The organism is Mycobacterium sp. E3198 (assembly GCF_001667015.1).
Classification (GTDB): Bacteria; Actinomycetota; Actinomycetes; order Mycobacteriales; family Mycobacteriaceae; genus Mycobacterium.
Genome location: NZ_LZIS01000101.1, coordinates 1 through 17,078, shown reverse-complemented (window position 1 = coordinate 17,078; position 17,078 = coordinate 1). Strand labels below are relative to the sequence as shown.

General features: G+C 68.6%; 14 protein-coding genes. 9 read left to right on the top strand and 5 right to left on the bottom strand.

The features are described from left to right. Positions 1–28: 28 nt before the first annotated feature. A complete protein-coding gene (locus A5673_RS11780) occupies positions 29–946 on the top strand; it encodes a class I SAM-dependent methyltransferase (protein WP_068231741.1) in 918 nt (305 codons plus the stop codon). On the opposite strand, the gene A5673_RS11775 is transcribed toward A5673_RS11780, so the two are convergent. Further along, positions 943–2,886, bottom strand: coding sequence for a fumarylacetoacetate hydrolase family protein (locus A5673_RS11775; RefSeq protein WP_068231739.1), 1,944 nt, complete (start codon positions 2,884–2,886; stop codon positions 943–945). The two genes, A5673_RS11780 and A5673_RS11775, sit on opposite strands and share 4 nt — an antisense overlap. Continuing rightward, positions 2,883–5,150, bottom strand: coding sequence for an ATP-dependent DNA ligase (locus A5673_RS11770; protein WP_068231734.1), 2,268 nt, complete (start codon positions 5,148–5,150; stop codon positions 2,883–2,885). Before A5673_RS11770 ends, A5673_RS11775 begins: the two co-directional genes overlap by 4 nt. A gap of 47 nt (positions 5,151–5,197) precedes the next feature. On the opposite strand from A5673_RS11770, the gene A5673_RS11765 reads away from it, so the two are divergent. From A5673_RS11765 to A5673_RS11755, 3 genes are all read left to right on the top strand, one after another. Continuing rightward, positions 5,198–6,613, top strand: coding sequence for a mannitol dehydrogenase family protein (locus A5673_RS11765; protein WP_068231732.1), 1,416 nt, complete (start codon positions 5,198–5,200; stop codon positions 6,611–6,613). Continuing rightward, positions 6,610–7,476: a carbohydrate kinase gene (locus A5673_RS11760; RefSeq protein ID WP_068231729.1), complete on the top strand. Its 867-nt coding sequence runs from the start codon at positions 6,610–6,612 to the stop codon at positions 7,474–7,476. The genes A5673_RS11765 and A5673_RS11760 overlap by 4 nt, the downstream gene beginning before the upstream one ends. 71 nt (positions 7,477–7,547) lie before the next feature. After that, positions 7,548–8,456 (top strand): Ku protein, encoded by a 909-nt coding sequence (locus A5673_RS11755; protein WP_068231723.1) that lies wholly within the window; start codon positions 7,548–7,550, stop codon positions 8,454–8,456. 8 nt (positions 8,457–8,464) lie between these two features. Here A5673_RS11755 and pstA read toward each other — a convergent pair whose 3' ends face one another. Genes pstA through pstS form a run of 3 tightly spaced genes read right to left on the bottom strand, consistent with a single transcriptional unit; the run spans position 8,465 to position 11,489 of the window. Beyond that, positions 8,465–9,367 carry a phosphate ABC transporter permease PstA gene (pstA, locus tag A5673_RS11750; RefSeq protein ID WP_068231720.1) on the bottom strand — a complete coding sequence of 301 codons (903 nt, stop codon included), beginning with the start codon at positions 9,365–9,367 and terminating at the stop codon, positions 8,465–8,467. Then, positions 9,364–10,356 carry a phosphate ABC transporter permease subunit PstC gene (gene pstC / locus A5673_RS11745; RefSeq protein ID WP_068231769.1) on the bottom strand — a complete coding sequence of 331 codons (993 nt, stop codon included), beginning with the start codon at positions 10,354–10,356 and terminating at the stop codon, positions 9,364–9,366. Before pstC ends, pstA begins: the two co-directional genes overlap by 4 nt. 11 nt (positions 10,357–10,367) lie before the next feature. Next, positions 10,368–11,489 carry a phosphate ABC transporter substrate-binding protein PstS gene (gene pstS / locus A5673_RS11740; RefSeq protein ID WP_068231717.1) on the bottom strand — a complete coding sequence of 374 codons (1,122 nt, stop codon included), beginning with the start codon at positions 11,487–11,489 and terminating at the stop codon, positions 10,368–10,370. A 281-nt stretch (positions 11,490–11,770) separates the two neighbouring features. On the opposite strand from pstS, the gene A5673_RS11735 reads away from it, so the two are divergent. The 5 genes from A5673_RS11735 to A5673_RS29060 all read left to right on the top strand — a co-directional run. Further along, on the top strand, positions 11,771–12,562 hold the full coding sequence (locus tag A5673_RS11735) for an SDR family oxidoreductase (protein ID WP_068231714.1): 792 nt from the start codon (positions 11,771–11,773) through the stop codon (positions 12,560–12,562). A 25-nt stretch (positions 12,563–12,587) separates the two neighbouring features. Beyond that, positions 12,588–13,664: a diacylglycerol kinase gene (locus A5673_RS11730; protein ID WP_068231711.1), complete on the top strand. Its 1,077-nt coding sequence runs from the start codon at positions 12,588–12,590 to the stop codon at positions 13,662–13,664. Positions 13,665–13,731: 67 nt separating this feature from the next. Beyond that, complete coding sequence (locus A5673_RS11725; RefSeq protein WP_231971016.1) at positions 13,732–14,988, top strand: Nramp family divalent metal transporter; 1,257 nt, start codon at positions 13,732–13,734, stop codon at positions 14,986–14,988. Between the two features lie 380 nt (positions 14,989–15,368). Further along, positions 15,369–16,091, top strand: a complete 723-nt coding sequence (locus A5673_RS11720) for a hypothetical protein (protein ID WP_068231701.1) — start codon at positions 15,369–15,371, stop codon at positions 16,089–16,091. Between the two features lie 157 nt (positions 16,092–16,248). After that, positions 16,249–17,078, top strand: an 830-nt coding sequence (locus A5673_RS29060) for an RNA polymerase sigma factor (protein WP_068231699.1), incomplete at its 3' end; no start/stop codon positions are given.

Below are 17,078 nucleotides of genomic sequence, written 5' to 3'. Positions count from 1 at the left end.
GGTTTTGCCGCCTAACAAAGGAGAAGCCATGGCACGAACCGACGGTGACACCTGGGACCTGGCCAACAGCGTCGGCGCCACGGCCACCATGGTCGCGGCCGCGCGAGCAGCCGCGACCCGCAGCCCGCAGCCGGTGATCACCGACGAGTACGCCGAGCCGCTGGTGCGCGCCGTCGGGCTGGACGTGTTCACCAAGTTGGCCAGCGGCGAGCTCGATGCCGACGACCTCGAGGAAGGCGTCGGATTCCCCCGCATTGTCGACACTTTCGCCGCCCGGGCCCGGTTCTATGACGACTACTTCGCCGCGGCCGGCAAGGAGGGCGTGCGCCAGGTCGTGATCGTGGCGTCCGGGCTGGACGCCCGGCCGTACCGACTCGCGTGGCCGGCCGGGACGACGGTGTATGAGATCGATCAGCCGGAGGTGATCGCGTTCAAGACCGCAACGCTCTCGGCGGTCGGCGCGGCCCCGACGGCCGAACTCCGCACGATCGGGATAGATCTCCGCGAGGATTGGCCGGCGGCGCTGCAGGACGCCGGCTTCGACCCCGCGCAGCCCACCGCGTGGCTGGCCGAGGGCGTGCTCATCGGTTGGCTGCCGCCGGACGCCGAGGTCCGCCTGCTGGACTCGATCACCCCGCTGTCCGCCGAGGGCAGTCGATTCGCCGCCGACTTCGGGTCGCTCAACGACGGATCGGAGGAGTCGCAGGAGCAGGCGCGGCGGACGGCCGAGGGCTGGCGACGGCATGGCCTCGACATGGACATCGCCGCCCTGACCTACCCGGGCGAGCACACCGACGTCGCCGCACACCTGCGCAACGACGGGTGGGACACGACCACCTTCGCGCTCACCGACCTGTTCGCTGCGGCCGGCCTGCCGCAACTGGACGAGCGCGGGCAGCAGGGCGCGGCCGCGAGAATCACTTTCGTGCGGGCGGTGCGGATCTAGGCAGCCGACCGCTTGGCGAGCCACTCGGCCTGCATCATCAGCAGCGCCATGACCTCCAATTGCGATGTGTCGGGGTCGAGTTCGCGGTAGCGCTGGTAGACGTTGACGACGACCCGCTCGGCGTCCAGCCAGGTCGCGTACTCGCCGAGGTCGATGGTGTCCGCGGCCTCGGCCCACGACAGCCCCCTGCGGTGGGCGGCCTCGGCATGTTCGGCGACGTGCGCGAGATAGCCACGGACAGCGCGGATCCCGTCGGGATCGGAGACGGGCCCGTGGCCGGGCACCACGATGGGCGCGTCGAGAGCGATCATCACGTCGCAGGCCCTGATCCAGTTGGCGATCGGGCCGGCCCACACGATCGGGGTGCAGCCGATGAAGAGCAGGTCACCGCCGAACAACACCCCCGCGTCGGGCACGTGCACCACCGAGTCCGCGGCCGTGTGGGCGGGACCCAGATTCAGGAAATCGACCCGGCGCCCGCCGACGTCGATCGTCAGTTCGTAGTCGAAGGTCTGGTCGGCGTTGCGCACGGTGATGCCGCTGAAGTCGAAGTGCCCGAAGCGATCCCGCGCGTACGGGGTCGCGACGGGGCCGAGGTTGGCGGTCTGGACCATGGCCAGCATCTCGGGCGCCATCCCGTGGGCGATCTCCTCGGCGGTGTCCCGGGCGGCGAGGATGCGCACCGACGCGTCGAGCAGTTGGTTGCCGTGGGTGTGGTCGCCGTTGGAGTGGGTGATCAAGGCGTCGGTGATGGGAGCGGCCTCGGTGATGGGCGTCATCGCGTCGAGCATCTCGCGGGTCAGCGCCAGGTCGAACAGCGTGTCCACGAGCAGCGACGCGCCGTCACCGGCCACCAGCCCGGCGTTGCTCCACCCGTAGCCCCCGTCGGGCAGCGTCCACGCCCACACCCGCTCGGCGACCTCGTGCAGGCCGCGGGTGTACGGGACCTTCGCGGGAGCGGGGTTGACCCGCGCCGGGGCCGGCGCGGCGTCCGGGTTGGGCCGGGCGGGCAGCGGGTGCGGCGCGCTACTGGAGCGCACGGTCTGCCGGGTCTCCCCCAGGCCCTCGACGCGCAGGGTGACGACGTCGCCGTCGCGCAGCCAACCGGGAAACGATTCCAGCGCAGCGGGATTGAGATGCTCGACGAGCGTGCAGGTCGGCACGGTCCCAGAGCCGATGACGTCGCCGGACATCAGCGTCACACCCCGCGAGACGTACGAGATGACCTCGCCGAAGGTCCAGTCCATCTGGGCGGTCGACCCCGAACCGATCACGGCGTCGTTGACCAGTGCGGTCACCTGCAGGTCGAGCCTGCCGTCGCGGCGGTGCGGTTCCAACTCGTCGGACGTGACCAGGTACGGGCCCAGCGTGACCCCGCTGTCCTTGCCCTTGCCCTGCCCGATCGCGAGTTGGCCCTCCAGCTGCTGCAGATCCCGCGCGGACCAGTCGTTGAAGATGGTGTAGCCGATGATGGCGCGCTCGGCTTGCTCGACGGTCAGGTCCCCGCCGGCGGTGCCGATGACCGCGGCGATCTCCAATTCGAAATCCTGCCAGGCGCTTCCGGGCGCCATCGGGGCGTCGTCGTACGGGCCCAAAACCGTCGCCGGGCAGGCGAAATAGAAGGCGGGGATGCGGTACCAGGTATCGGCAAGCACCCGCCCGGCGCCCAGCGCCGCCTGGCAGTTGCGCATGTGGTCCAGAAAGCACAGCGAGTCCCGGATCGACGGCGGGCGCGGGATCGGCGCCGCCAACCTCACCTGGTCCAGCCGCGCCACCGCGGACGGGGACCGCAGCGCGTCCTCGCCGGCTTCGCGCAGCCCGTCGGCGCCGCGCCCGATCAGCTCGAGCAGCGTCATCCCAGGCGGCGTCGCGTAAATGTCCGCGCCGGACAGGACGCCGACGCGTTCGCCGTCGTCACCGTGAAAGGTCACCCACTTCACTCGCGCACCACCTCACCTGGTTTCTTGTCCGGTCGCAGCCCGCGCCAACTCGATTGGCGCAGCCGGTCATCCGGGGTCCACTCGCTGTAGCGCACCTCGCCGACCAGGACCGGCTCAACGTATGTCACCCCGCGCGCCTCGGTCCTAGGAAGCGGTGGGTCAAAGGGCGACTGGTCGGTCTGCAGCGGCGCCAGTGTCTTCTTCAGCTTCGCCAAATCCCGCTCGGTGAAGCCGGTGCCAACCCGCCCGGCGAAGCGCAGCCCGCCTTGTGTCGGAATGCCCATCAGCAGCGAGCCGATGCCGCTGGTGCGCCCGCCTTCACCGGCCTTCCAGCCGCCGATGACGACCTCCTGGGTGTTCCAGTTCTTGTCCTTGATCCACGACGCCGAACGCCGCCCCGGCTGATACGTGGCGTCGCGCTTCTTGGCGACCACCCCCTCCCAGCCGTGCTTGCGTGCGTGCTCGAGCGCCTGGGCGCCGTCACCGGGCAGCAAGTCAGGAACGATCAGATTGCCTGCGCCGGCAAGGGTTTCCAGGAGCTTGCGCCGGTCTTGGTAGCGCGCCCGCAGCAGCGAGCGACCGTCCAGGTAGAGCAGGTCGAACGCCCAGTACTCGACGCGGGCGCCGCGGCCCCGGTTCTGCATCTCGTGGAAGCTGGGCACCCCGGTGTCGTCCAGGATGACCGCCTCACCGTCGAGCACGACGTGATGGTCGGCCAGATCGGCCGCAAGCGAACGCAATTGGGGATATTCCTTGGTGACCTCGCGGCCGCGCCGGGACCGGATCCGCAAAGCGCCGTGATCGGCCTCCACCAGGATCCGGTAGCCGTCCCACTTGCCTTCGAATGCCCACTGACCGGCCTTGCACGCGGCCACCGAGCCCTCCGAGGCGAGCATCGGGGCCAGCGAGTCGAAGTCGAAGACCTTCTGATCCTTCATCCGGTGCGCTAGCCACTGGTCGCCGTTGGTCTGAATCAGCGCGTAGCGCCCCGAGATCCGGTTCCCGTGCAGGTTGACGATCACCTCGTCGTCGAGGAACTTCTCGGCCTCGTAGGTGCCGGCATCCCAGATGACGACCTTTCCGGCGCCGTATTCGCCCTTGGGGATGTTTCCCTCGAACCCGCCGTATTCCAGCGGATGATCCTCGGTGTGCACCGCGAGGTGGTTGACCGAAGTCGTCTCGGGCAGGTTCTTGGGCACCGCCCAGGAGACCAGCACGCCGTCGCGCTCCAGCCGGAAATCGTAATGCAGCCGGCGGGCGTGGTGTTCCTGGATGACGAACGTATTGCCCTGACCGATAACCGGTTTCGAGGCGGGCACCGGCTCGGGAGTCTTCGACGCGTCCCGCATGCTGCGGTACTTGCTGAGCCGGTCGCTGACCGGTGCGCCCACATCCAGCGGTGCCAACAGGTCGCCGTCGCGCGCCACGCGGTCGAGCACCTCGTCGTAGCGCAGGTGACGCAGTCCCCGATCTTCGAGCTCCTCCCACGTGCGCGGCGCCGCGACGGTCGGTTGTTCGCGCCCGCGCAGCGAGTACGGCGCGATGGTGGTCTTCGACCCGTTGTTCTGGCTCCAGTCGAGGAACACCTTGCCCGCCCGCAGGCTCTTGGTCATGGTCGACGTGACCAACTTGGGCATCGCCTGCTCCAGTTGCTGGGCAACGCGTTTGGCCAGCACCGTGGCGCCCTTGCTGCTGACCGGGTTGTCCAGCGGCGCATAGAGGTGCAGGCCCTTGCTGCCGCTGGTGAGCGGGTAGAGGGTGAGGCCGATATCGCTCATCAGCTCCCGCACGGCGTGGGCCACCTCGCACAGCTGGGGCATCGTCACGCCCTCGCCGGGATCGAGGTCGAACACCAACCGCGTTGCCGGTCCGGGCTTGAGTTCTTCGGCCTTGCTTCGGGTCCATTCGGCGACGAACCGCCACTGCGGCACGTGGACCTCGAGCGCGGCCTGCTGCGCGATCCAGGCCAGCCCGTCGAGGCTGTCGATGATCGGATACGTCGTCGTCCCGGACCGGTGGGTGACGCTGGCCCGCGGCAGCCACTCCGGCGCCGAGGACGCCAGTTGCTTTTCGAAGAACGACTCCTGCTCGACGCCGTTGGGCCAGCGCTTGCGGGTGGCCGCGCGCCCCGCGATGTGCGGCAGCATCACCTCGGCGATGCGGGTGTAGTAGTCGAAGACGTCGGCTTTGGTGGTCCCCGTCGCCGGATACAGCACCTTGTCGGCGTTGGTCAGCTTGACCCGCGCCGGTGCCGTTGCAGCCATGGTCTCAACCTACGTGTTCGCGCCCGGGCGCCGGTACCGTCGACACCGTGGTCCGGCTGAGCAGCGCCACCCTGGGGCGGCTGCCGATCGCGGTACCGAGCTATGACCGCGACGGCGTCGCGGTCGGCATCGCCCACTTCGGGGTCGGGGGGTTTCACCGCGCCCATCAGGCGGCCTACCTCGACAGCCTGCTCGAGCGGGGGATGGCCCGGGAATGGGGCATCTGCGGCATCGGCGTGCTGCCGGCCGACCGCCGGATGCGCGACGTGCTGCGTGCCCAGGACAATCTGTACACGCTGGTGCTGGAGGATCCCGGCGGCCACCGCGAGGCGCGGGTGATCGGCTCGATTGTGGACTACCACTACGCACCCGACGAACCCGCGGCGACGATCGAGCGGCTGGCCGCACCCACGACCCGCATCGTCTCGATGACCATCACCGAGGGCGGCTACCAGATCAGGGACCCGGCCTCGGTTTTCGGCCTGATCGCCGAGGCCATGGCCCGCCGTCGGGACCGCGGCATCGCGGCGCCGACGATCCTCTCGTGCGACAACATCGAACACAACGGCGACGTCGCGCGCCGCGCCGTCCTCGCGCACGCCGAGTTGCTCCGGCCCGGCCTGGCCGACTGGGTCGCCGAGCACGCCCGATTCCCGTGCTCGATGGTGGATCGCATCACGCCGGTCACCACGCCGGAGATCGTGGCCGCCGTGGAGCGCGACTTCCGGGTCACCGACGAGTGGCCGGTGCTGGCCGAGGCGTTCGACGCGTGGGTGCTCGAGGACGATTTCGCCGACGGCAGGCCGCCGCTGGACGAGGCGGGTGTGCTGCTGGTCGACGACGTGACCCCGTACGAGGCGATGAAGCTGCGCCTGCTCAACGCCGGACACCAGTGCCTGTGCTACTTCGCGGCGCTGTGCGGGTACCGCATGGTGCACGACGCCGCGCGCGACCCGCTGCTGGCCGAATTCCTCTTGGCCTACTTCGATTCCGAGGCCGTGCCGACGCTGCGCGCCGTCCCCGGCATCGACCTGCGGGCCTACACCCGCGGACTCATCGAGCGCTTCGCCAACCCCGGGGTGCGCGACACGGTGGCCCGGTTGTGCGCCTACTCCTCGGACCGCATCCCGAAATGGCTGCTTCCGGTGATCCGCGACAACCTGCGCACCGGGGGTCCGATCCGGCTCGCGGCGGCGACGGTCGCAAGTTGGGCGCGCTACGCCGAGGGGGTCGACGAGCGGGGCGAACCCATCGAGGTCGTCGACAACATGGCGGAGCTTGTCGTGACCGCCGCGCGGGCGCAGCGGCTGCAACCGACCGCCTTCATCGAGAACGCGGACCTGTTCGGCGATCTCGCGCGGCAGCCCCGCTTCGTCGAGGCCTACCGCCGGGCACTGGACTCGCTGCACGCCCGCGGGGCGCGGACGACCCTGGAGTCGTTGCTGAAGGCGACCGGTTCATGACCCGCGGACTGGTGATCGGTGAGGCGCTGATCGACATCGTCGACCACGTCGAGCGCGCCGGCGGAAGCCCACTCAACGTCGCCGTCGGACTCGCCCGGCTGGGCCGGGATGTCGACTTCTTGACCCACATCGGCGACGACGAACGCGGCCGCCGCATCGCCGACTACGTCAAAAGCTCGGGCGCGCAACTGGTTCCGGGCAGCACGTCGGCCGACCGGACGCCGACCGCGGTGGCGACGCTCGCGGATGACGGCTCGGCGAACTACACGTTCGACCTGGACTGGCAGCTGTCCGGCACTCCCGAAGTCGCGCCGCCGCTTTTCGTGCATACCGGGTCGATCGCCGCGGTGCGTGAGCCCGGCTGCCTGGCGGTCGCGGCGCTGCTCGACGCCTACCGCGTGTCGGCCACCCTCAGTTTCGACCCCAACGTGCGCCCGTCGCTCATCACCGACCCGGATGTGGCGCGCGACCGCATCGCCCGCCTCGTCGAGCGCAGCGACATCGTCAAGGCCAGCGACGAGGACCTGAGCTGGATCGATCCCGACCACGAACCCGAGTGGGCCGCCCGGGCGTGGCTGGCGGCGGGGCCCGCGCTGGTGGTCGTGACGATGGGTGACCGGGGCGCGATGGCCTTCTGCTCGGCCGGGCGGGTCCGGGTGGCCGCCAGGCCGGTGGCGGTGGTGGACACCGTCGGTGCCGGCGACGCGTTCACGGTCGGCCTACTCGATGCGCTCTGGGGGTTTCTGGGGGCCGACCGGCGAGCCGCCCTGGGCCGGATCGGGCTCGATGCGCTGACGGCGGCCCTCGAATCCGCCGGCCGGTTGTCGGCGCTGGCCGTGGGCCGCGCCGGGGCGGGAAATTAGCTGTGCCCGAATATCCCGCCGCGCGGCCCACCGCGCTGTTTTGCTAGGGACGGTATGGGCATACTGAGGGCATGCGCTCCATCTGGAAGGGTTCGATTGCGTTCGGGCTGGTGAACGTGCCGGTCAAGGTGTACAGCGCCACCGAGGACCACGACATCAAGTTCCATCAGGTGCACGCCAAGGACAACGGCCGCATCCGCTACCAGCGCATCTGCGAGAAGGACGGCGAGGTCGTCGAATACCGTGACATCGCCCGGGCCTTCGAGTCCGACGACGGTCAATCGGTGATCATCACCGACGACGACCTTGCGACACTGCCCGAAGAACGCAGCCGCGAAATAGAAGTGCTCGAGTTCGTCCCGGCCAGCGAGGTGGACCCGATGCTGTTCGACCGCAGCTACTTCCTCGAGCCGGATTCGAAGTCATCCAAATCCTATGTGCTGCTGGCCAAGACGCTCGCCGAGAGCGATCGGATGGCCATCGTCCACTTCACGCTGCGCAACAAGACCAGGCTGGCCGCGTTGCGCGTCAAGGACTTCGGCAAGCGCGACGTCATGGTGGTGCACACCCTGCTGTGGCCCGACGAGATCCGCGATCCCGACTTCCCCGTGCTGGACAAGAAGGTCGACATCAAGCCCGCCGAACTCAAGATGGCCGGCCAGGTGGTCGAGTCGATGGCCGAAGCCTTCAATCCCGACCGCTACCACGACACGTACCAGGAGCAGCTGCAGGAGCTGATCGAGGCGAAACTCGAAGGGGGCGAAGCGTTTACCGTCGAGGACCAACCCAAGGAACTGGACGAGACCGAGGACGTCTCCGACCTGCTGGCCAAGCTCGAGGCCAGCGTGAAGGCGCGCTCCGGCGACGGCAAGGCGCCCGCCAAGAAGGCACCGGCGAAAAAAGCGCCGGCGAAGAAAGCGGCCGCCAAGAAGAGCGCCGCAAAAAAGGCGCCGGCCAAGAAGGCCGCCTCGAGGTCTTGAGTCGCGCCTCAGCGACGACGGGTTGACACGAAGCGGAACGCCGCGGCCAGCAGGTTGATCACCGCCACGATGATGATCAGGCTCAGCGCCGCGCCCCAGATCCGCAGGAAGCCGGCGTGCTCCGGGTTGGTGAGTTCGGTGTAGATCAGCAGCGGCAGGGAGGCCATGTTGCCGTGGAACATGTCCAGGTTGATGGAACGGCTGTAGCCCACCAGCACCAGCACCGGAGCGGTTTCGCCGATCACGCGCGCGACCGACAGCAAGACCCCGGAGACGATGCCCGGCATCGCGATCGGGATGACGATCCGCACGATGGTCTTCCATTTGGGAACGCCCAGCGCGTAACTGGCCTCCCGCAGGTCGTCGGGGACCAGCCTGAGCATCTCCTCGGTGGACCGCACCACCACGGGCAACATCAGCAACACCAGGGCCAGGGACACGGCGAAGGCGCTCTGCTGGAAGCCCAGGGTGGCGATCCACAGGCTGAAGACGAACAGCGCCGCCACGATCGAGGGCACGCCGGCGAGCACGTCGACCATGAAGGTCGTCAGCCGCACCAGCCGGCCCGAGCCGTATTCCACCAGGAACACCGCCGTCATCAGGCCCAGCGGCACGGACAGCAGCCCGGCCACCCCGGCCTGCACCACCGTCCCGTACAGCGCGTGATAGACGCCGCCGGCAAACTGCTCCGGCAGCACGCCGTGCAGCGAGTGGGTCCACCAGCCCGACCGGGTGACGGCGTACCAGCCCCGCGCAATCACCACCCCCAGCACCCAAACCAGCGGCACCAGGGCCGCGATGAACGAGGCGACGAAGAACGTCGTCGCGGCGTTGTTGGTGATCCGCCGCCGCAGGCTAAGGGGGCTGAACACGTCCGGTTTGACCGGCAGGTCGAGCGCGTCGATCGTCATCCGTTGACCTTCCCGCCCGCGATCGCCCGAGCGGTCGCGTTGACGATGAACGTCAGCACGAACAGCGCAAACCCGGCGGAGATGTAGGCCCCGGTGGGCAGCGGTTCGCTGAATTCTGCTGCCGCGGAAGCGATCTTGGAAGCGAACGTGTAGCCCCCGTCGAACAGCGACCAGCTGCCGGCCCGGGCGGCCGACCGCAGGATGATCAGTACCGCCACGGTCTCACCCAGGGCGCGGCCTAAGCCCAGCATCGAAGCCGCGATGACGCCGCTGCGGCCGAACGGCAGCACGGTCATCCGCACTACCTCCCACTTCGTGGCGCCCAGAGCCTGCGCCGCTTCCATCTGAATGGGTGGGGTCTGCCGGAAAACTTCCCGCGACACCGAGGTGATGATCGGCAGGATCATCACCGACAGCACAATGCCGGCGGTGAAAATGGTGCCGCCGCCGGCGAGGGAAACGTTGCCCTTCTTGAACAAAAAGAACCAGCCGAGGTTGCGGTTGAGGAATTCGGCGACGGGTTCGAGTTGGGGTGCCAGCACGAAGATGCCCCACAACCCGAAGATGATCGACGGCACCGCCGCCAGCAGATCAACCATCGCGCCGAAAGGTCGTGCGAGCCGTTTGGGCGCGTATTGGGTCAGAAATACGGCGATTCCGACCGCGATGGGCACCGCCACCACCAGTGCGCTTATCGAACTGAGCACCGTGACCATGAACAAATCGCGGATACCGAACGCCAGGTGGTTGGCCTTGGTGGTGTTGAATTCGGCGCTTGTGAAGAAATTCGCGTGGTTGGCGCGCAACGCCGGGATGGCGCGAACCAATAGGAATATCGCGATCAGCGCGATCGCGATGACGATCGTTGACCCGGCCGCCGCGGCGACCAACTTGAACAGTCGGTCGCCGCGGTGGGCCTTGTGCGGATTGGTCACCTTCAGCGCAGGCTGAGCCCCCGTCGAGGAGGTGGCGATCGCTCCGCGAGTCATGACATCCCGGATCACGCTATTGCGTTGACCGCGGTCGATAACTTCGACTTGAAGGAGTCCGGAATCGGGATGTATCCGTTGTCCGCCAAGCCGTTTTGGCCCGCGCCGATGGTGCTCTGCAGGAACGCCTTCACCGCCGTACCGACCTGGGAGTCGGGGTACTTCGAGCAGACGATCTCGTAGGTCGCCAGCACGATCGGGTAGGAGCCCGGCTGCGTCGGCTTGTAGAACGAGTTGGTGTCGAGCACCAGGTCGTTGCCCTGGCCTTTGACGGTGGCACCCGAGATCGTCTTGCCGACGGAGTCGGCGCTGATGGCGACCGCGTCGGGGCCGGCCGAGGTGACGACCTTGGCCATGTTCAGGTTCTGTGCCTTGGCGAACGACCACTCGTTGTAGGTGATCGAACCCTCGGTGGCCTTGATCGCCGCCGAGGTGCCGTCGTTGCCCTTGGCGCCCTCACCGACGCCGCCGTTGAACGTCTTGCCCGCGCCCTTGCCCCACGCGCCGTTGGAGGCGGCATCGAGGTAGTGCTGGAAGTTGTCCGTGGTCCCGGACTGGTCGTTACGGAAGACGACGTGAATCGGCTCGGCCGGCAGGGTGGTACCGCCGTTGAGGTTCGCGATCGCCGGGTCGTTCCAGGTGGTGACGGCGCCGTTGAAGATCTTCGCCGCGGTCGGGCCGTCCAGGTTCAGCGAGCTGACGCCCTTGACGTTGTAGGTGATCGCGATCGGGCCGAACACCACCGGCAGGTTCCACGCCGGCGAGCCGCAGCGCTGCTGCGCCGCGGTGTACTCGTTGGGGGCCAACGGCGAGTCGGACCCGCCGAAATCGGTTTGGTTGCCGTTGAATTCGCTGATTCCGGCACCGGAACCGTTGGCCGTGTAGTTCAGCGTCTGACCGGGGCAGGCCTGTTCGAACGCATTGACGAACCGGGTCATCGCGTTGGCCTGGGCCGTGGAGCCGCTGGCCTTCAGCGTCTTCTTCCCCCCGCAACTCACGTTGCCCGCCGGTGCGCCCGAGCCGCCCGTCGAGGCTCCGCCGCTCGCATTGTTGTTGTCGTTGCCACACGCGGATACCAGCAGCGCGGCGCTAGCCAGCACACCCAGCGCGGCACCAAATCGGTTCAGTTTCAATTCTCTTCCTTAACAGTAGGGATGAAACGTCGCCGCCGCCGGGAGGCCGCGGCTCGGCAACCAGCCTTCACACGCAGCCATGTAGCTAACAGTAACAAGGTTAACGTTCGGAGAATTCTGACCGGCATTCGTGACCCGGTAAACGAGGGCACAATTCCCCCCGTCGGGACCATTGCATCAGGACGCCGTTGTGACAAACTAGAACCTGTTTCAGAAATGCCGTCATGGGAGTCGGCGGGGTTTGCTACCGTGTCGCCGACGATTCGAACAGAGAGGCCGCAATGATCCTTGACAGGTTCCGTCTGGACGACAAAGTCGCTGTCATCACGGGTGGCGGGCGCGGCCTTGGTGCGGCCATCGCGCTGGCTTTCGCCGAGGCAGGCGCGGATGTGCTGATCGCGTCGCGCACCCAATCTCAACTAGACGCCGTCGCCGAAGAGGTCCGCGCCACCGGCCGCCGCGCCCACGCCGTCGCCGCCGACCTGGCCCACCCGGAGGCCACCGCGGAGCTGGCCGGTCAGGCCGTGGAGGCGTTCGGAAAACTAGACATCGTCGTCAACAATGTCGGCGGGACGATGCCCAACACCCTGCTGACCACCTCGACCAAAGACCTCAAGGAAGCGTTCACCTTCAACGTGGCCACCGCCCACGCGCTCACCGTCGCGGCGGTGCCGTTGATGCTGGAGCACTCGGGCGGGGGAAGCATCATCAACATCACCTCCACCATGGGCCGGCTGGCCGGGCGGGGGTTCGCCGCCTACGGCACCGCCAAGGCAGCGCTGTCGCACTACACCCGGCTCGCCGCGCTGGACCTGTGCCCGCGCATCCGGGTCAACGCCATCGCGCCGGGTTCGATCCTGACGTCGGCGCTGGACGTGGTGGCCTCCAACGAGGAGCTGCGCGCGCCGATGGAGAAGGTGACCCCGATGCGACGCCTCGGCGATCCCGTCGACATCGCCGCCGCCGCAGTGTATTTGGCGTCGCCGGCCGGCAGCTTTCTGACCGGCAAGACGCTGGAGGTCGACGGCGGTCTCACCTATCCCAACCTCGACATCCCCGTCCCGGACCTGTGAACCCCGACCGCTGAAGGAGCGCGCCATGGCCATCCCCGTCGTTCAGTTGGGCACCGGCAATGTCGGCGTCCACGCGCTCAAAGCGCTCATCACCAACCCGGAGTTCGAGCTCACCGGCGTGTGGGTGTCCTCGGACGCCAAGGCGGGCAAGGACGCGGCGGAGCTGGCCGGGCTGCCGGAGTCGACCGGGGTGATCGCCAGCACCGACCTGGACGCCGTGCTGGCCACCGGCCCCCGGTGCGCCGTCTACAACGCGCTGGCCGACAACCGCCTGCCCGAGGCCCTGGAGGATTACCGGCGCGTCCTGGCCGCCGGGATCAACATCGTCGGCAGCGGGCCCGTCTTTCTTCAATACCCGTGGAACGTGATCCCCGAAGAGCTCATCTCCCCGCTGGAAGATGCCGCGCGCGAAGGCAATTCGAGCGTATACGTCAACGGCATCGACCCGGGATTCGCCAACGACCTGCTGCCGCTGGCGTTGGCCGGTACCTGTCAGAACATTCAGCAGGTCCGGTGCATGGAGATCGTCGACTACGCCACCTACGACAGCGCCGTCGTCATGTTCGACGTGATGGGGTTCGGCAAGCCGCTCGACGAGATCCCGATGCTGCTGCAGACCGGCGTCCTGAGCCTCGCGTGGGGGTCGGTGGTGCGGCAATTGGCTGCCGGCCTGGGCATCGAGCTCGACAACGTCGCCGAGGAGTACGTGCGCGTGCCCGCGCCTGAGGACTTCGACATCGCGTCGGGTCACATCGCCAAGGGCACCGCCGCGGCGCTGCGGTTCGAGGTGTTCGGGATGGTCAACGGCGATCCCGTCGTGGTCCTGGAACACGTCACCCGGTTGCGCGAAGATCTGTGTCCCGAGTGGCCGCAGCCCGCCCAGCCCGGCGGCTCCTATCGCATCGAAATCACCGGCGAACCGTCGTACGCCATGGATGTCTGCCTGAGCAGCCGCCTGGGCGACCACAATCACGCCGGGTTGGTCGCCACCGCGATGCGGGTCGTCAACGCGATTCCCGCCGTGGTGGCCGCCCCGCCGGGCATCGTGACGACCCTCGACCTGCCCCTGGTCACGGGGCGGGGCCTCTACGTCCCGGGGTGACGATCAGCACGTCCACGTGACCCGCGAATGGCCTGCGGGCGGCCTGTTCGGATAACCTCACTTTTTTATTCGGGGACGTGGATCGAGGGTCGGCAGGTTGGCGGAAGGCACCCAGGCATCGCTCAGATCGAGCTGGTACCTGCTCGGGCCGGCGTTCGTCGCCGCGATCGCCTACGTCGATCCTGGCAACGTCGCCGCCAACGTCAGCGCCGGCACCCAGTTCGGTTACCTGCTGCTCTGGGTCATCGTCGCCGCCAACGTGGTGGCGGGCCTGGTGCAGTACCTCTCCGCGAAACTCGGACTGGTGACCGGACGGTCGCTGCCCGCGGCCATCGGCAGGGGGATGAGCCGCCCCGTGCGCCTCACCTTTTGGGGCCAGGCCGAAATCACTGCCATGGCAACCGATGTCGCCGAAGTGATCGGCGGGGCAATCGCCCTGCGCATCCTGTTCGGCCTGCCGCTGCCGCTCGGCGGGATCATCACCGGAGTGATCTCGTTGCTGCTGCTGGCGATCAGGGACCGGCGCGGCCAGATTCTTTTCGAGCGGGTGATTACGGGCTTGCTGCTGGTCATCGCCGTCGGCTTCGCGGCCAGCTTCTTCGTCTCGACCCCGCCGCCGGACGCCGTGCTCGGCGGACTGGTGCCGCGCTTCCGCGGCAGCGAAAGCGTGCTGCTGGCCGCCGCCATCTTGGGCGCCACCGTGATGCCGCACGCCGTGTACCTGCACTCGGGACTCGTCCTGGATCGGCACGGGCATCCCGAGGTCGGCCGCGACCGGCACTGGCTGCTGCGCGTCACCCGCGTCGACGTCGTGCTGGCGATGGCCGTAGCCGGCACGGTGAATGCGGCCATGCTGCTGGTCGCCGCGATCAACCTGCAGGGCCACCACGAAACCGCATCCATCGAGGGCGCCTACACCGCGGTCCACAACACCTTGGGGCCGCTGATTGCCGTGTTGTTCGCGGTCGGGCTGCTGGCCTCCGGCCTGGCGTCGTCGTCGGTGGGGGCCTACGCCGGCGCCATGATCATGCAGGGGCTGCTCCACCGGTCGATCCCCATGCTGGTGCGCCGGCTGCTCACGCTGTGCCCCGCGGTGGCGATCCTGGCGCTCGGTTTCGACCCGACCCGCGCGCTGGTGTTGTCCCAGGTCGTGCTGTCCTTTGGCATCCCGTTCGCGGTCCTTCCCCTGGTCAGGCTGACCAGCAACCGCGACCTGATGGGCGGCGACGCCAACCATCCCGTCACCACCGTGATCGGCTGGGCTGTCGCCGTGACGGTCAGCCTGCTCAACGTGGTGCTGATCTGGCTGACCGTCGCCGGCTGATCGGGAAGCTGCCATTGCGCCGAGCGTGAACGTATTGCGAAAAAGCCGCTGGATTTTCGCAGTGATTGCACGTTGGGCGAACCTCTACAGGCGCCGGCGCACGCCGCCACGTCCGTGGCAGGTCCCGCCGAGTGCGGGTGCGCGCTGAACGACCAGCTGCCGTCGGCACATGGGCGGCGGCGCCATCGATCACATGCGGATTCGTGAAAGCGACCGCAAGAAACTCGCAAGAACTTCGCGAAGACCTGACAAGCGGCGCGCGCCAACCTAACCATGCCGCCAAAAAGGCTTCCAAAAAATGTCCGATCCAGAGCCGCTCGGTCCTCGTACCTGTAACAGCGACCCAGCCGGGGCCGCGACCAGCGCCAAAGGAGCACCCGATGAACAGCCCGCACGACATGGACCGGACGGCCCTGGCCCCGCGCGGCGAGGACCCCACCGCCGCGTACGCCTGGGCCTCAAGCCCGCTCGGTGATCCGAAAGATGGGCCCGCGAACCTTCCGCACGACTATCACCCCACGCCGGCGGCCCCGCGCAAGTCGATCGACAAGGTGCTTCTGGCCGCGGGCCTCACTGGCGCGATCGGCGCCGGCACCGCACTCGGCATCGTCCTTTTCTCCGGCTCGCCTCAACCGCAGGCCGTGACCGTGGCGCCGGGTTCCGCTGCAGCCCCGGCCGCCGCTTCCACTTTCGCGCCGCTGGCCCCGGTTCCGGCCGCCGCGGTCGCGGCCCCGGTGGCACCCCCGCCCGACAACGGGCCGGCCCCCGTGGTCGCGTTGCCCGAGCCCGCGCCGCAAGGCCCGGCGCCCGCCGCGCCGGTCCCTCCGCCGCCCGACAACCCCGCGCCTCCGGCCGACCCGGGGACGCCGCCGGCCGCCGCCCCGCACGGCCCGGTCGTCGTGGTGAACGTCCCGCCGCCGCCCGCCGTCTGGGTCCCGGTACCGGTGCCGCCGCCGCAGCTACCGCCCCCGCCTTCGCTGCCTCCGTTGCCGTCGCCGCCGAAGCTGCCGCCGCTGCCGTCGCCCCCGAAGCTGCCGCCGCCCCCGCCACCGCCGTCGTTGTGCCTGCCGCCGCACCACCTCGTGCAGGGAGTCTGCAAATGAGGGCCCGGGCCTGGATGAGGCTGGTTTCGCTGCTGTCCTCCCACGCGCCCACCACGGAGCTGGAATTTCTCGTGCTATTTGACCGCTGTGCGCGCACACTTATTCGCAGCGCCGGTTCTGCGAGGGGCACCGACGCCTCATCGGCGGGGAAAGCGACGTGACGAGCGCACTATCCAACTGGGACATCGTCAGTGACGCGGAGTTGGCCCGCGCGGCCGCGACGGGCGATCGACGCGCGTTCGCCATGATCTATGACCGTTACGCCGACCGCCTGCACGACTTCTGCATCGGCATGGTGCGCGATCGTGACGCCGCCGCCGACTGCGTGCAGGACGTCTTCTGCGTCGCCGCGACCCAGCTGCCCAAGCTGCGTGAGGCCGACCGGCTGCGCCCCTGGTTGTATGCCATTGCGCGCAACGAGGCGCTGCGCTGCATCAAAAACCGCCGGCGCGAGCAGGTCTCGGACGAACTCCCCGAGGCGGCCTCGGGTGACGCGGGACCGGAGACGCTGGCCGCGCGCAACGAGCTGGCCAACCTCATCGCCGAGGCCGCCGGTGGGCTCGGCGATCGCGACCGCATGGTGCTGGAACTGGCCTATCGGCATGGCTTGGACGGGCCCGAGCTGGCCAACGCGTTGGAGGTCAGCCCCGGCACCGCCAACAAGATGGTGTCGCGCCTGCGGGGCACCATCGAGAGTTCGTTGGGTGCGCTGCTGGTGGCGCGCCGCGCGCAGCACACCGCCGACAAGTGCGCCGAGCTGGGCACCATCCTGGCGGGCTGGGACGGGCGCTTCAGCGTGCTGATGCGCAAACGCATCACCCGCCACATCGAGTCGTGCCCCGTGTGCGACGAGGAACGGCGCCGCCTGGTCAACCCGGTCGCCCTGTTGGGTGCGGCGCCGGTGATCATCCCCGCGCCCGCCTGGCTGCGGGATCAGACCCTGGGCCGGATTCAGCTGACCTCCGCCGACAGCGATCTCGGCGCGGA

Coding starts and splice junctions, on each gene's coding strand:
- A5673_RS11780 (WP_068231741.1), top strand. CDS start 29: ATGGCACGAACCGACGGTGACACCTGGGACCTGGCCAACAGCGTCGGC.
- A5673_RS11770 (WP_068231734.1), bottom strand. CDS start 5,150: ATGGCTGCAACGGCACCGGCGCGGGTCAAGCTGACCAACGCCGACAAG.
- A5673_RS11760 (WP_068231729.1), top strand. CDS start 6,610: ATGACCCGCGGACTGGTGATCGGTGAGGCGCTGATCGACATCGTCGAC.
- A5673_RS11755 (WP_068231723.1), top strand. CDS start 7,548: ATGCGCTCCATCTGGAAGGGTTCGATTGCGTTCGGGCTGGTGAACGTG.
- pstA (WP_068231720.1), bottom strand. CDS start 9,367: ATGACGATCGACGCGCTCGACCTGCCGGTCAAACCGGACGTGTTCAGC.
- pstC (WP_068231769.1), bottom strand. CDS start 10,356: ATGACTCGCGGAGCGATCGCCACCTCCTCGACGGGGGCTCAGCCTGCG.
- A5673_RS11735 (WP_068231714.1), top strand. CDS start 11,771: ATGATCCTTGACAGGTTCCGTCTGGACGACAAAGTCGCTGTCATCACG.
- A5673_RS11730 (WP_068231711.1), top strand. CDS start 12,588: ATGGCCATCCCCGTCGTTCAGTTGGGCACCGGCAATGTCGGCGTCCAC.
- A5673_RS11720 (WP_068231701.1), top strand. CDS start 15,369: ATGAACAGCCCGCACGACATGGACCGGACGGCCCTGGCCCCGCGCGGC.